Origin of the sequence: Dialister micraerophilus DSM 19965 (genome assembly GCF_000194985.1) — a bacterium.
GTDB classification, from domain to species: Bacteria; Bacillota; Negativicutes; order Veillonellales; family Dialisteraceae; genus Dialister; species Dialister micraerophilus.
The window spans coordinates 327,030-342,281 of sequence record NZ_GL878519.1 but is presented as its reverse complement, the minus strand read 5'-3'; the positions used below and the strand labels follow the sequence as shown (position 1 = coordinate 342,281).

At 34.1% G+C, this 15,252-nt stretch carries 17 protein-coding genes; 16 read left to right on the top strand and 1 reads right to left on the bottom strand.

The genetic code is table 11. The features are described from left to right. Nucleotides 1–42: 42 nt before the first annotated feature. The 11 genes from rbfA to HMPREF9083_RS01585 all read left to right on the top strand — a co-directional run bounded on the left by rbfA (nt 43) and on the right by HMPREF9083_RS01585 (nt 9,171). On the top strand, nt 43–396 hold the full coding sequence (rbfA, locus tag HMPREF9083_RS01635) for a 30S ribosome-binding factor RbfA (protein ID WP_007555286.1): 354 nt from the start codon (nt 43–45) through the stop codon (nt 394–396). Next, nucleotides 393–1,358, top strand: coding sequence for a DHH family phosphoesterase (locus HMPREF9083_RS01630; protein ID WP_007555642.1), 966 nt, complete (start codon nt 393–395; stop codon nt 1,356–1,358). The genes rbfA and HMPREF9083_RS01630 overlap by 4 nt, the downstream gene beginning before the upstream one ends. Beyond that, the gene (gene truB / locus HMPREF9083_RS01625; RefSeq protein ID WP_007555641.1) at nt 1,358–2,218 is read left to right on the top strand and encodes a tRNA pseudouridine(55) synthase TruB; all 861 of its coding nucleotides are present in this window, start codon (nt 1,358–1,360) and stop codon (nt 2,216–2,218) included. The genes HMPREF9083_RS01630 and truB overlap by 1 nt, the downstream gene beginning before the upstream one ends. Before the next feature lies 1 nt (nt 2,219). After that, the gene (locus tag HMPREF9083_RS01620) at nt 2,220–3,173 is read left to right on the top strand and encodes a bifunctional riboflavin kinase/FAD synthetase (protein ID WP_007555640.1); all 954 of its coding nucleotides are present in this window, start codon (nt 2,220–2,222) and stop codon (nt 3,171–3,173) included. Between the two features lie 118 nt (nt 3,174–3,291). Next, nucleotides 3,292–4,488, top strand: coding sequence for an aminotransferase-like domain-containing protein (locus tag HMPREF9083_RS01615; RefSeq protein WP_035062565.1), 1,197 nt, complete (start codon nt 3,292–3,294; stop codon nt 4,486–4,488). Between the two features lie 60 nt (nt 4,489–4,548). Then, nucleotides 4,549–5,274, top strand: a complete 726-nt coding sequence (locus tag HMPREF9083_RS01610; RefSeq protein WP_007555638.1) for an SDR family NAD(P)-dependent oxidoreductase — start codon at nt 4,549–4,551, stop codon at nt 5,272–5,274. A 134-nt stretch (nt 5,275–5,408) separates the two neighbouring features. Beyond that, a complete protein-coding gene (locus HMPREF9083_RS01605) occupies nt 5,409–6,623 on the top strand; it encodes a DUF697 domain-containing protein (protein WP_035062563.1) in 1,215 nt (404 codons plus the stop codon). Between the two features lie 156 nt (nt 6,624–6,779). Beyond that, the gene (locus tag HMPREF9083_RS01600; protein ID WP_035062561.1) at nt 6,780–7,196 is read left to right on the top strand and encodes an acyl-CoA thioesterase; all 417 of its coding nucleotides are present in this window, start codon (nt 6,780–6,782) and stop codon (nt 7,194–7,196) included. After that, a complete protein-coding gene (locus HMPREF9083_RS01595; protein WP_007555634.1) occupies nt 7,196–7,969 on the top strand; it encodes a glutamate racemase in 774 nt (257 codons plus the stop codon). Before HMPREF9083_RS01600 ends, HMPREF9083_RS01595 begins: the two co-directional genes overlap by 1 nt. A gap of 2 nt (nt 7,970–7,971) precedes the next feature. Next, a complete protein-coding gene (locus HMPREF9083_RS01590) occupies nt 7,972–8,526 on the top strand; it encodes a hypothetical protein (RefSeq protein WP_007555633.1) in 555 nt (184 codons plus the stop codon). Further along, nucleotides 8,527–9,171 (top strand): coenzyme F420-0:L-glutamate ligase, encoded by a 645-nt coding sequence (locus HMPREF9083_RS01585; RefSeq protein WP_007555632.1) that lies wholly within the window; start codon nt 8,527–8,529, stop codon nt 9,169–9,171. A gap of 107 nt (nt 9,172–9,278) precedes the next feature. Here HMPREF9083_RS01585 and rpmB read toward each other — a convergent pair whose 3' ends face one another. Continuing rightward, entirely contained in the window at nt 9,279–9,470 is a 192-nt protein-coding gene (gene rpmB / locus HMPREF9083_RS06215; protein ID WP_040014006.1) for a 50S ribosomal protein L28, read from the bottom strand. Nucleotides 9,471–9,684: 214 nt separating this feature from the next. Between rpmB and recG the strand changes: the two genes are divergently transcribed. The 5 genes from recG to HMPREF9083_RS01560 all read left to right on the top strand — a co-directional run bounded on the left by recG (nt 9,685) and on the right by HMPREF9083_RS01560 (nt 15,239). After that, nucleotides 9,685–11,721 (top strand): ATP-dependent DNA helicase RecG, encoded by a 2,037-nt coding sequence (gene recG / locus HMPREF9083_RS01580; RefSeq protein WP_007555630.1) that lies wholly within the window; start codon nt 9,685–9,687, stop codon nt 11,719–11,721. 145 nt (nt 11,722–11,866) lie between these two features. Further along, nucleotides 11,867–12,616 carry a WecB/TagA/CpsF family glycosyltransferase gene (locus HMPREF9083_RS01575; protein ID WP_007555629.1) on the top strand — a complete coding sequence of 250 codons (750 nt, stop codon included), beginning with the start codon at nt 11,867–11,869 and terminating at the stop codon, nt 12,614–12,616. 1 nt (nt 12,617) lies between these two features. Further along, entirely contained in the window at nt 12,618–13,265 is a 648-nt protein-coding gene (locus HMPREF9083_RS01570) for a phosphatidylserine decarboxylase family protein (protein WP_007555628.1), read from the top strand. 1 nt (nt 13,266) lies between these two features. Next, entirely contained in the window at nt 13,267–13,980 is a 714-nt protein-coding gene (pssA, locus tag HMPREF9083_RS01565) for a CDP-diacylglycerol--serine O-phosphatidyltransferase (protein WP_007555627.1), read from the top strand. After that, complete coding sequence (locus HMPREF9083_RS01560) at nt 13,977–15,239, top strand: glycosyltransferase family 2 protein (protein ID WP_007555626.1); 1,263 nt, start codon at nt 13,977–13,979, stop codon at nt 15,237–15,239. The genes pssA and HMPREF9083_RS01560 overlap by 4 nt, the downstream gene beginning before the upstream one ends. Nucleotides 15,240–15,252 lie beyond the last annotated feature (13 nt).

Sequence of the window (15,252 nt, the reverse complement as noted above, 5' to 3'; positions counted from 1 at the left end):
TATGCTTTCAATCACGCTTTATTTATTGATGAGAGGTAAAAAATGGCAGAATTAAGAGTACGAAAGATACAAGAATTCATAAAACAAGAAGTAGGAAAACTGCTCCTGAACGGAATTAAAGATCCTCGTTTAGGATTTACAACGGTTACAGACGTTAAAGTAACCGGAGATTTAAGAGAAGCTACAGTTTATGTAAGCTTGTTCGGCAGTGAAAAAGAAAAGAAAGATTCATTGAACGTATTGAACAAAGCAAAAGGATTTATAAGAAAAGAAGTCGGAAAAAGTTTAAATATTTTTTATTCTCCCGAAATTTCATTTGAAGAAGATAAATCATTGGAATATGGAATGAAAATTGAAAAACTTTTGAATAAAATTCATGAGGATGACAAAAAATGAGTTTGGCGATAAATCATGCACAAAGAATAAATAAAAAAGAAGCAATGAATTTTTTGAAAAAGCACAACAGTTTTCTGCTTGTAGGACATATACGGCCCGACGGAGACGATGTAGGATCAATGTGCGCATTGCATAATGTACTTAAATCTATGGGGAAAGATGCTGACATGCTACTGGGAGATCCGGTTCCTGAAGTATTTTTATGTATAGAAACAGCCAAACTGATAAAAAATGAAATACCGAAAAATAAAAAATACGATGCTATGGTATTTACCGATTTGGCAAATTTAAAAAGAGCCGGAGATTTCGATTTTCCGGATGTACCCAGTCTTTGTATAGATCATCATAAAACGAATGAAGGATACACCGATTATTTATACTTGGAACCTGATTATGCGGCAGCGGCGCAATTGCTTGCGGAAATGTTTTTTGATGAAAATATAAAAATGGATAAAGACACATGTAATGCGTTGTATATGGCACTTTGTACAGACAGCGGATTTTTTAAATTCAGTTGTACATCTGCGCACACATTACTTATGGCAAGCAAATTGGTTGAAATGGGAGCTGAACCTGCATATATATCAAGACATTTAGATTCAAAAAGTAAAGAATATATGCAATGCTATACACTTGTGGCAAACAGCATAAGAACATTATGCGGCGGTAAACTTGTTACCGCAAAAATGGATAAAAACGCTATGGAACTTGATGGAGAAAACTCAGACAGATATGTAGACATACCAAGATGTTTAAAAGGTACTGAAATTGCAATTCTTCTGAAATATCAAGACGAAAATACAACACGAATATCACTACGCTCGGTTCAATATGCAGACGTATCCGAAATAGCGGCGAAATTCGGAGGCGGAGGACATGCAAGAGCTTCCGGATGTACAATTTCAAAATCTATGAATGAAGCGGAAAAAGAAATTATAAAAATTGCGGAGAAATACTTGTAATGGACGGAATAATAAATGTTTTGAAACCCTCCGGAATGACATCGTTTGATGTAATAGCGAAATTGCGAAAAATATACGGACAAAAGAAAATAGGACACGGAGGAACACTGGACCCTATGGCGGCAGGAGTTCTTCCGGTATTTTTAGGCAAGGCAACAAGAATTATAGAATACGCTTCAATTGACAAAAAAACATATGAAGCGGAATTTATAATGAATATAGAAACAGATACGGAAGATATGACAGGAAAAGTTATTTCCACCTCAAACGAAAAACCTTCAGATGAAGCGTGGTACTCGGCATTAAACAGATTCAAAGGCAAAATAATGCAAGTACCGTCACAATACTCTGCAATTCAAATCAACGGAGAACGTGCATACAAAACAGCAAGAAAAGGACAAAAAGTAAACATACCGGCAAGAGAAGTAAATATAGAAAAATTGGAAATAAGATCCATAGAATATCCATACATAAGAATATCTGTAACCTGTTCCGCAGGTACATACATACGTGCATTGGGAAGAGATTTGGGTAAATCTGTAAAATGTCCTTTAACGATGTCATTTCTTTTAAGAACAAAAATGGGACCTTTTGATATAGAAAATGCAGTAACATTGGAAGAAATAAATGAAAATCCTTACGATTGCGTTCAAAAAGAATTAGGCGATTTCGTTTCACATTTGCCGAGAATAAAACTTGACGAAAGCAATGGAAAAGGATTTTTGCAAGGTAAAAGAATTTTACAAAAAATGAATGATTGCGAAATTATTGCAGTATACGGTGAAGAAGGAACCCTTTTAGGAATAGCGGAAATGAAAAAAGGAGTACTTCATCCGAGAAAAGTTTTGCAAGAGGTATGAAATGAAAATTATACATTCTTTAGAAGAAATGAATATAAAAGAACCGATTGTTTTCGCAATAGGTTTTTTTGACGGAATACATAAAGGACATCAAGAAATTTTAAATCAGACAAAAAAGCTTGCAGCAAAAAAATCCGCAAAATCAGGAATTATAACTTTTTATCCTCATCCCTTGTCAGTTATATTTCCTGAAAATCCGGTAAAATTAATTTTAACGCAAACTGAAAAATATGAAATTTTAAAGAAATACAATTTGGATATAATTATAGAAATAAAACCCGATATAGAATTTTTGCATCAAAGTCACGAAGAGTTTTTAAATAAGCTGAAAAAATTTTCAAACTTGAAAGGCATCATAGTAGGAGAAAATTTTACATTCGGCTATAAAGGTTCGGGAAATGCCGAAACCATGAAAAAATTTTTCAAAAATGAGGTTGAAGTAAAAAAAATAAATTTGATAAAAAATACACTGACCGATAATACAGTGATTTCAAGTACAAATATAAGAAAATTTATAGCTGACGGAAATATGCGTGAAGCTATGAAATTTTTAGGAAGACCGTACTTTATTACAGATAAAATTGTACATGGATTTAAAAGGGGAAGTGAACTGCTTGGAATTCCCACTGCAAATTTGGAATATGGCTTTGAGCGTATGTTGCCCTCCGATGGAGTTTATGCAACCTATATAGAAGTAAAAGGTAATAAACATCCTTCAATCACAAATATAGGAACCAATCCTACATTCAACGACAAAGAACGTACAATAGAAACATTCATTTTAGATTTCGATGAAGAAATATACGGACAAATCGTCAAATTGGAATGGATTGAAAAAGTTCGTGACGAAATAAAGTTTGAAAAATATCAAGATTTAATACTGCAAATTAAAAAAGATATAGAGAAAGCGGGAGAAATTTTAAAAAGGTCGAATAATTATATATTTAAAATTTAACAATAAAGGTATTGACACATATTTTTTTTAGACATATAATTTTTAAAATTTAGTAATATAATATGGCTTGGCATTTATACTAAAAAGCCATAAGGTAGGAAGGTACAAGGAGGATATTATGGCTATACGTTTTTCAAAAGTTTTAGAAAATAAAAAACAATCGGATTTAGGATGTTTGTTGGCATTGACAGCACAGCCTAATATTATTTCCTTCGCAGGCGGATTACCTGCACCGGCAACTTTTCCAATAAAAGAATTAACCGAAATTGCCATAAAAGTCAGAGAAAAAGACGGAAGTAATGCTATGCAATACGGACCGGCACGTGGATATATGGGACTCAGACAGGCGATTGCCGACAGAATGAATTCTTTGTATAAAAATCACGGAATGAAAACTGTGGATGCCAAGAGTATTATGATTACAAGCGGATCTCAACAAGGCTTAGATATAACAGGACGTGCATTTATCGATAAAGACGATGTTGTATTGGTAGAAAGTCCTTCATACTTGGGAGCATTGGGAGCATTTGCGTTTGAACAACCGAAATTTGTAGAAGTTCCGACAGATCATGAAGGTATGATACCGTCCGAATTGGATAAAATTCTTGCAAAAACCGAAAATGCAAAATTTATCTATGTAATTCCGAACTATCAAAATCCTACAGGAATTACATGGTCATTAGAACGTAGAAAAGCATTTATGGAAGTTGTAAATAAATATCAAATACCGGTATTTGAAGACAACCCGTATGGAGATTTGAGATTTGAAGGAGAAGAAATACCGCCGCTCAAAGCTTTCGACACTGAAGACTTGGTAATTTATTCGGGAACATTCTCAAAAGTTTTGGCACCGGGAATGCGTATAGCTTGGATTTTAGCAAGCGAAACCATAATGAAAAAATTTGACGAAATAAAAGAAAGTACAGATTTATGTACATCTTGCGTAGGACAACGAGAAGTGGCAATGTACATGAACGAATATGATTTCGAAGGACATATACGTGAAAATTGCAAGTTGTATGAACATCGTAGAAATGTAATGTGGGAAGCAATACAAAAATATTTCCCGAGTGACGTGAAATGTCAATGTCCTCACGGAGGATTGTTCCTTTGGGTAGAACTTCCCGAACACATGAATGCACGTAAGTTATTTGAAGTTTGCATTGAAAATGAAGTTGCATTTGTACCGGGCGACGCATTCTTTCCTGCATCTGCAAAAAATAATTTTTTCCGCCTCAATTTTTCATACAATGACGATGAACTTATAATTGAAGGTATAAAAAGAATTGCAAAAGCAATGAAAGAATATAAATAATTTGTAAAAAAAAGCCGTATTGTTTAACAAGACGTCTTTTTTTATGAACAGGAGAATTTAATGAAAAAAACAGCAATTATTACCGGAGGTACCTCCGGAATAGGTCTTCAAACAGCTAAAACGCTTGCAGAAGAGGGATATATGCCGATATTACTTGCAAGAGATGAAGTAAAAGGAAAATCGGCGGAATTCGAAATATCCGGAAGCGTATTTATTCCTTGTGACGTAAGAAATCCTGTATCATGCAAAAATGCTATTGAAAAGGCGGCAAAATTCGGAGAAATAAGAGCAGTAGTGACCTCGGCCGGAATTTACGGTGAATCATTACTTGAAAATACAACGGACGAACAAATAAAAATTTTTTTCGAAACAAATGTATTCGGAACGATGTACATACTGAGAGAAATAATTCCATATATGAAAAAAAACGGAGGAAGTATAGTCACGATTGCATCGGATGCGGCATTGCAAGGAAATACTCAATGTTCTTTATACGGTGCGACAAAAGGAGCCGTAACGGCATTTTCGAAATCACTTGCACTTGAATTGTCAGTATACAAAATCAGAGTAAATGTAATTTGCCCGGCAGACATAGATACACCCTTATTGGAGAAACAGCTTTTAAAAAGCGGAGAAAACAAAAAAATTCTGAGCAGGCAATATCCTCTCATGCGTATAGGAAAAGCGGAAGACGTAGCAAATGCGGCGGCATTTCTCTTATCGGAAAAAGCATCATTCATTACCGGTACAATTTTATCGGTAGACGGAGGACTTACAGACTGGTAAAAATCGGAATTATAATAAACGGTGAATTGAAAAATCAATTATAAATAAAAATTTATTATCAGTATACTTATATTCAAATTCGTGTATAATGAAAATAAAGAAAACTTTTTATTTAATTGAACAGGAGGTACGTCATGAATAATGAAGAAATAAAAAATGAAGAACTTGAAAATAAATGCAATTCGGAAACAACGAACGAAGTGGTACAAAATGAAGCTGAAGTCGAAGTTAATGTGATTGACAATAGAGATGAACAAGCTGCAAAACTTATTCAGTGGGGAGCGGCAAGAGCCGGAGTTATAGTTTTGACACCGTTTTTGGGAACGGCGGCACTCATCGCAAATGAAGTATATATGATTACACGCATAGGTGATATATACGGAATAAATCTTTCAAAAAAAGCCGTACTGTCATTTTTAGGATCGCTTGGAGCAACAGTAATAGGAAACTTGGCATCTACACTTATACCCGTAAGTATAATACAAGGTCCGATAGCGATATCCGTAACATACGGAATAGGAAGAGCGGCACAAAAATGGATAAAAGACGGTATGCCTGACGACACAAAACCCTATCGTGAAATTTTTGAAACCGAAAAAATTCAAGGAGATGAGAAGATGGAAGAATTGAAAAACAATGAATCTAAAAATCAACCTTTAGGAAATGAAAAAGAAGACTTCACAAACGAATTGGAAAAATTGGAAGATGCATACCAAGAAAAAGCACACGAAGCAGTAAATAAAATGGCAGACCAATTATCCGAAACGGTAGAAATATTGGGAGATAAATTAATCAACGTACTTAAAAAGACCGGTGTAACAGAAGAACAAATCGAAGACGCAAAATATACGGTACTCGGCGCAAGTGAAGTAGCACAAGAAACAGCACAAAAAGCGATAATTGAATTCAGAGAACAAGTAGAAATACGTTCTAAAGAATTTCACAAAGAAGCAAAAAAATGTGCGGAAGAAATGAAAGTAAAAGCAAAAAAACAAATGGAAGAGCTGCAAAAGAAAAAAGAAATTCTTCTTCATAAATCAGAAATAAAATCATTGCAAGCAAAACAAAAATCCGAAGAACTTAAACTGCAAGCAAAAATACATATGGAAAAAGTAAAAGAAAAAACAGACAAACTTAAAGAAGATATGAAAGAAAAAGCAGGACAAGTTCAAGTAAAGGTAGAAGAAATAAAAGGAAAAGCGAAAGAAACTGCAGTGACATATAAAACGGCGGCAAATGAAGCCATCGAACAGACAAAAGGCAAAATTTTGACTGCAGCAGAAGAATTTAAAGAAAAAGCCGAAGAACGTGCAGCGGAAAAGAAAGCAAAAGCGAAAAACGAGAAATAATAAATAATTACATAAATAGACCCTGACAAAATGAACACATAAGTTTTTTGGGTACATTTCAAAAGCCTATGTGTTCATTTTTCATTTAAATAAACAGCGATATAAGTTTTTGACTTTTAACTGATTTGCTGTAAAATAAAAATGCGGAGGAACGATATGAATATTATAAAAAGAAGAGTTCATTTTTATGAAACCGACGGTATGAAAGTGGTTCATCATGCAAATTACTTTAAATGGTTTGAAGAAGCCAGAGTGGAATACCTTCGTGCAGGAGGAATATGTTTAAATGAACTTATGAAAAAAGGAATAGTATTTCCTATAGTGGAAGTGCAAGCACGTTACTTGAAATCTGCAAAATATGATGATGTAATTATCATAAAAACATATTTGAAAGAAATAAACAGAATAAAATTGACATTCTACTATGAAGTTGTAAAAGAAGAAACCGGTGAAATACTGACAACGGCTACTACAAAAGGTACATATACGGATATAAATACAGGTAAGATTGTAAGAATACCTCAGGAAAAAATAGCCAAGTTGATTTCTATTTCAAAAGAGGACAGAGAATAATGGATAACCGACCCATAGGAATAATGGACTCAGGAGTAGGTGGACTTACAGTTGCACGTGTTTTGAGACAAAAGTATCCTGAAGAATCAATTATATTTATAGGAGATACGGCAAATAATCCTTATGGAGAACGTACCTCTCATGAAATAAACGTATTAGCGGGAAAAATGAAAAAATTTTTGATAAGTAAGAATGTAAAAATGATTATAATTGCATGCAATACGATTACATTCAACGTGCAAAAAAATTTTTATGACGAAAAAATACCGATTGAAGGTATGAGTTTGGACTTACCTCATTTTGAAAACGCCGGAAGCATAACCGTATTTGCCACACCGGCAACAATAAATTTGCACATACATAAAAATAAAATAAAAGAAAAATTCCCTAACTCAAAAATTGAAGAAATGCCATGTGAAGGGTTGGCACATGCTATAGAAGAAAATAATTCACGGGAAAAAATAACCGAAATTTTGAAAAAAATAATAGAAAAAAGGAAAATTTCACCCACAGATATAGGAATATTTGCATGTACGCACTATCCTCTTGTTGAAGACGTATTTAAGAAAATATGGAATAAAACAGAATTTTGGGATCCGGCGGAAAGTACGGTGGAAAATTCCATGAAAAAATTAAAAAAAGAAAACAAAAAATCGGAATCTTACACTGAAGATTTGTTTTATTTTACAGAAAATGCCGAAAGAGCGGAAATTTTGGTAAAAAAATTTTTCGGAAATAAAGTTTCCGTAAAAAATATTAAATTGGGGTGTTAATTATGACTTTGACAGTAATAAAGATTATTACCGCCGTTATAGGACTGATTTGCTTAGGTTTTATTGCATATTGGATAATGGCTTTTATACAAGGTGATTGCAAGTTTCACATAGAGAAAAATAAAATGAGCTCACTTAAAGTGGACTCCATGAGCGATAACCATGTGTTATTTACATTTACGGTACCTATTGTAAACAAAGGTAGACAAAACGGAACGATTATGGATGCGTTTATGAGATTATACGTTCCGTTCGAACAATACAACGAGGCATTTTTATCTACACTTTTGACAGTTAAAGATTTACCGAGAAATGACGGATATTGGCAGGCATGTATAATTCCCAAAGGAAGTCATAAGACATTGGTTTGCAAAATAATAATGCAAGGAAAATCGGGAAACATATTGAGAGACTTAGAAGCTATACCTGATATACCGTTGGAAATAATTTATCAAGCTGTAGGACGAAGCGATTACTATTACGAAAAAGAAATGATACATATAAAAAGTGAAGAAATACGCTCTGCAGTATATTCATATACATCGGAGGTGAAATAAATGGAATCACCGGAACTTATACCAGTACATACAAGAATACTTACAAATAAAGACAATATAGTAGAAGCAATCAAAGAATATGCACAAGATATCATTACGAATAAAGATATAGTGTGTGTTGCCGAATCCGTACTTGCGATAACACAAAGCAGATATATAAGGCCTGAAGAACTGAAAGTATGCTGGCAAGCAAGACTTATGAACAGATTTGTACCGCCTGCAGGATCTATGGCAAGTATTTACGGAATGCAAGCCGCAATGGAAGAAGAAGGTAAATGGAATATGATGTTTTCATTTATCTGGGGTGCAATTGCAAAATTGGCGGGCAAACATGGAGTTTTCTATCAAAGATGCAGACAAGCGTCATTAATAGACGATGTAACTGGAACAATGCCGCCGTTTGATAAATGTCTTGTATATGGACCTGCAAATGCAAGTAAGGTATGTGAAGAAATAAAAAAAGCGACAGGAGCATACGGAGCTGTAATAGCAGATGTAAATGATTTGAAAAGAGCTGCCGTACTCGGGAAAAGTGCAAAAATCAGTCCATACAAAGTGGCAAAAATATTAATAGACAATCCTTTTGGAAATGACAATCAAAAAACACCGATAGTTATAATTAAAAATTTTACAGATTATGTATAAAAAAAGCATCGAATTGCAAAAAAACTCCTTTATGACTTTTACGATAAAGGAGTTTTTCAATCTCGATGTTTTTAAAATAAAAAAGCCGACATAAGTCGGCAACTTTATTAAATATCTCTGTTAACTTTGTTGGAACGAAGGGCGCGAGTGCAGACATTCATTCTCTTGACTTTCCCGTTAACAAGAACACGAACTCTCTGAACGTTCGGTTTCCAAGTTCTCTTTGATTTTCTGTGAGAATGGGAAATCTTAAAACCGGTCAATACTTTTTTACCTGAAATTTCACAATAATTAGCCATGTGCTACACCTCCTTGCATGTCCCTGATTGCAACACTAATAATATAGCATATTTTTTTTTAGATGTCTATATTTCAATATTCAAATAACCGTTTTTCATCATACCATATGAATTTCAATTAATCAAGAATTTACAAAGCATAAGTTGCAAATTATTTTGAAACTCGGAAATTTATTTAATATAATAAATACAAAATGTAAAAATGAGGACACATATGAAACTGGAAGACTCGGTAATGAAAGTAAAGTGTGTGGGCCCGAAGATGTTTGAAAAACTTGGAAAATTGAATATAAAAACGGTGGAAGATTTAATTAATTTTTTTCCGAGAAAATATCAAGATTGGTCAAAGATTACACCTATGGAAAACATTGTGATAGGAGAAGAATGTCTCATATACGGTAAAATCGTTAAAATAGATGAACGGATTTTACGTCGCGGAATGAGACTTCTTTCGGTAATATTGACCGACAATATAAACAGTGTGACTCTGACATATTTCAATCAAAGCTGGAAGAAAAAACAATTTAATATAAATGAAGAAATTTTAGCATATGGGAAAGTTGAATATTTGTACGGTAAATATCAAATATCGAATGCCGAAATTGAAGCGGTTCCAAAAGAAAATTTGAAAAATTTTGAAAAACTGGTACCGATATATCCGCTTACGGAAGGAATAACGGCGACACAAATGAGAAGTATGATAGCATTTGCATTGAAAAATGTTTCGAATTTAAAAGAAAATTTACCCATAGAAATTTTGACACGTGAAAATTTTCCGGATAAATTACTTGCCGTAAAAATGTTGCATAATCCTAAAAATTATAAAGAAAAAGAGACGGCAAGAAAAAGACTTGCATTTGAAGAATTATTTTTTATGCAAGCGGGAATATTGATGCTAAAAGAAAAACGAAAAATAAATTCTTACGGAATAAAATGCAGTCCCTCAGGTAAACTTGTAAAATCCGTTTTAAATAAATTTCCGTTTGAACTTACAAAAGATCAGAAAAAAGCATTTTCGGATATCGAAAATGATATGGAAGATATAGAACCGATGTACAGATTATTGCAAGGAGATGTAGGCAGCGGTAAAACTGCAATAGCGGCACTTACAGCGGCTAAAATTGTAGAAAACGGATATCAAGCGACCCTTATGGCACCAACTGAAGTTTTGGCATCACAACATTACAAAACTTTTTTGAATTTATACAAAAATTTATCGGTAGAAATTGCATACTTGTCAGGAAATATAAAAAATTCGGAAAGAGAAGTACTGTTAAATAAATTGAAATCCGGAGAAATAGATATACTGATCGGTACGCATGCATTGATTGAAAATAATGTGAAATTTGCACATTTGGGACTTGTTATTACCGACGAACAACACAGATTCGGAGTAAAACAAAGAGAATTGCTTGAAACTAAAGGTGAAAATCCTCACGTGCTTGTAATGACTGCAACACCTATACCGAGAACGATGGCACTTTCGGTATACGGAGATTTGGATGCATCCGTTATAAATCAAATGCCGATAGGCAGAAAACCGGTAAAAACATATGTAATAAATGACAAATTGCTGCAAAGAGTATTGATTTTTATAAAGAAAGAAATACAAAAAGGTCATCAAGCATACATAGTATGTCCGCTTGTAGAAGAAAGTGAAAAAACAGATCTTGCAGCCGCTATATCCGTTTATGATAAACTCAGAAAAAATATTTTTTCCGAATATAAATGCGGACTTATATACGGAAAAATGAAAAACTCCGAAAAAGAGCAAATAATGAATGATTTTTGTGAAAACAAACTGCAAATACTTGTTGCCACATCGGTAATAGAAGTAGGAGTAAACGTTCCGAATGCAACTGTAATGCTTGTGTATGGAGCCGAACGATTCGGACTTTCTCAACTGCACCAATTAAGAGGAAGAGTAGGTAGAGGTAAAATACAATCATACTGTATTTTGTACACAAAAAATACAAATGAAACGACAACATTAAGACTCAACATAATGACAAAAATAAACAACGGATTTTTACTTTCGGAAAAAGATTTAATGTTGAGAGGCTCGGGAGAACTTTTCGGATATCATCAACACGGGATGCCTGATTTGAAAGTTGCAAATATAATAAAAGATTTGCCGTTGCTTGAAAAAGCAAGAAACTACGCACAAAAATTTATTCATTCGGAGAAAAACATAAAAAGTGAAGTAAAAAAACGTTTCGGCAAAGTTTTTTTAGAACGTTTATATCATTAACGTGAAAAGTATTTGTGAACATAATCCGTTTATATGCTATACTTTTTACATATGGTAAATATGAATATTGTCATATAAATATATTTGAATTACAATAATAGTGTTAATCTGACAACAAAGTAAAAATATTTTACTTAGGAGAACTATGTTTGATATAAAAAAAAGTGCCAGAAATATTATGGGAATTAATGTTCATGCCATAAGCATGGAGCAGGCGTTGGAGTTTGCTTTGGATAAAATTGAACGTAAAGAACCATGTATGACTGCAACACCCAATGCGGAAATGATAATGTTGGCACAAAAAGATAAAGAATTTGCAAAAATTTTGAACTCTTGCGATATGCTTATAGCAGACGGAGCAGGGATTATATGGGCCGGAGAACAACTGGGATATCATTTTCCGGAACGTGTTGCCGGTGCAGATTTTGTTGAAAATTTACTGAAAAAAGCGGTAGAAAAACAAATATCCGTATATTTTTTGGGCGGAGCACCTAAAGTAGCAATGAAAGCCGTTGAAAGATTTAGAGAGAAATACGGAGAATTTCCTTTAGCCGGAATACATGACGGATATTTTGATGAAAAAGAAGAAATAAAAATTATTGAAGAAATAAAAAATAGAAATACTGAAATTTTGCTTGTGGGAATGGGAGTCCCGAAGCAAGAAAAATGGATTTATCACAACAAAGATAAATTGGGGAATGTATTCTCAATAGGTATAGGCGGAGTTTTTGACGTAATGGCGGGGGTTGTACCTCGTGCACCTAAATGGATGCAGAAAAACAGATTGGAATGGGCATATAGGTTGTTCAAACAACCTCAGCGTATACATCGAGTAATGGCAATTCCGAAATTTATGATAAAAATCAAGAATTGGAAAGGATCGAAAAAGAAGTAAAATGTTAAAGAAACCTATTATATTACCGGAAGGATATCCTTTTATAGGGGTATCGGTTTTATTGGCAATATTATTGGCTTATTTCGGCTTTAAGCATACAGCGGTAGTGCCGGCAGTTTTTGCGGTATATTTTTGTTACTTTTTTCGTTGTCCGCGCAGAAATTCCAAAATACCTGAAGAAAAAGATATTATCGTATCTCCGGCAGACGGAACTGTAATGTCCGTTGTAAAAGATGTAGATGAAGAAATGTTTCTTGGAGAAAAATGTTGGAAAATAACGATTTTTTTGTCTGTATTCAACGTTCATTGCAATCGTTCACCTATGGAAGGTAAAATTACATATCAATCATATACGCAAGGTAAATTTTTACCGGCATATAAAGATTCTGTAGGATTTGAAAACGAGAGAGGCGCAATAGGAATAAAAGGCGAAAAACGCTCGATACTTGTAATATTGATTGCAGGAATTTTGGCAAGACGTGTAGTTTCATGGAAAAAACTCGGAGACAACCTTAAAATGGGTGAATTGTACGGAATGATTAAATTCGGTTCATGTACAGAAATTTATATTCCCGGAAATGTTGAAATATGTGTAAAAAAAGGTAGTAAAGTAAAAGGTGGATTGTCAATCATAGGGAGGTTGAAATAACGTGAAAAAATCATGGATAGCAAACGGAGTTACGGCAGCAAATGCGTTGTTCGGAGGATTGTCAATTATGTGCTCCATAAACGGAGAATTTTATTTGGCAGCGACATTTATATTACTCGCAACAGTTGCAGACGCATTGGACGGTCGTGTAGCACGTGCACTTAAAACTGCAGGTCCGTTCGGAGTTGAACTGGATTCTCTCTGTGATAATATTTCATTCGGTATTGCCGCAGGTGCTTTGATTTATTCATATCAATTGCAATCATTGGGAACATATGGACTGATTCCATGTGCTTTATTAGGTGCATTTTGTTCATTCAGATTAGCACGTTTCAACGTAATGGTCTCGGATGTACATGGATACTTTCAAGGACTTCCCTGTCCGACGGTAGGAGTTTTGATTTCATCATACGTACTTTCGGGAGTGAAGATTTGGGATTGGCTTGCACTTATTTGTGTTTTAGGATTGGGAATTCTGATGGTAAGTGAAGTTCACTACCCGGATAATAAAGGTGCAAGCGCCGATCAACTGCACTTACCTGCATTACTCGGATGTTTGCTTTTCGTGATTATATGTATATTTTTACAACCGTCCACATGGGCAGCTGCAATCTGCGTAGCATACGTTATATTCGGTATGATAAATACATGGTTGAATCGTAGAAAGAAGAAAATGCGCAGAGCAAGAAAAATGAGAAAAGGCATGGATTTATGACATACATTCTTGACATTATTATGATTCCGGTACAGCTGATTGTAGCGTTTTTTACGATTTATTATACGGTTATAGCTATATTCGGAATGTGGCATAGAAAAGAAAAAAATCTGGCAGAACCGAAAAGTAAATTTGCAATAGTAATTCCGGCACATAATGAATCCGTAGTAATAGGAGAATTGTTGGATAATTTGAAAAAATTAAAATATCCGTCAAACCTGTACGACATATTCGTTATTGCGGACAACTGTACGGACAAAACGGCTGAAATAGCAAAAGAGTACGGTGCAGAAGTTCTTGAACGTGAAAACAAAAAAGAAATAGGAAAAGGTTATGCGATGGATTGGGCTTTTCCTAAAATATTCGAATTGAACAGAAATTATGACGCTTTTTGCGTATTTGACGCAGATAATCTTGTGCACTTGGACTTTTTGAAAGTTATGAACACAAGACTTCTTAAAGGCGAAAAAGTAATGCAAGGATATCTCTCCGCTAAAAATCCTGTGGACACATGGGTATCCGGCACATTTGCAATAGCTTTTTGGGTTGTAAACCATTTGTGGCACTTGGGTAAGTATAATATCGGCTTATCTTCCTGTTTGGGAGGAACCGGTATGTGTATTGCATCCGATATTATAAAGAAATACGGATGGGGATGTGACTGTTTGACTGAAGACATGGAATTTTCAATGAAATGTCTCAGTCACGGTATACGTACATGTTGGGTACATGATGCAATTATTTACGATGAAAAACCGTTATCATTGATGGCATCATGTAAACAAAGAAAACGTTGGGCACAAGGACAATTCGATTGTTCGGAAAGATACATACCGATATTGTTTAAAGAAGGTATACGTCGTAGAAATATAGTTATGCTTGACGGAATAATGCAACTTTTGCAAAACTATTTTCTGTTGATTTCGACATTTTATGCAATTATGACTTATATAAATATGTTCGATCCGTGCTTTACGGTAATTTTATATAACGACGTATTGATACCGCAACAATTTTGGTCAACCTTAGGTATTATTCAATATGTTTTACCGTTAATTGTATTACTGCAAATAGAAGTACCGCTGAAAATTTATTTTTATTGGTTCTTCTATCCGTTATTTATGTATTCATGGATACCGGTAACATTTTTAGGATGGTTGGATCGACATAAAAAAGACTGGGTACATACAGTTCACACAAGAAATTTGAATTTCGAAAAAACATCGCTGACAAGAAAAAAAGAAATTGACAAAAAATAATTTTCTGAAATTT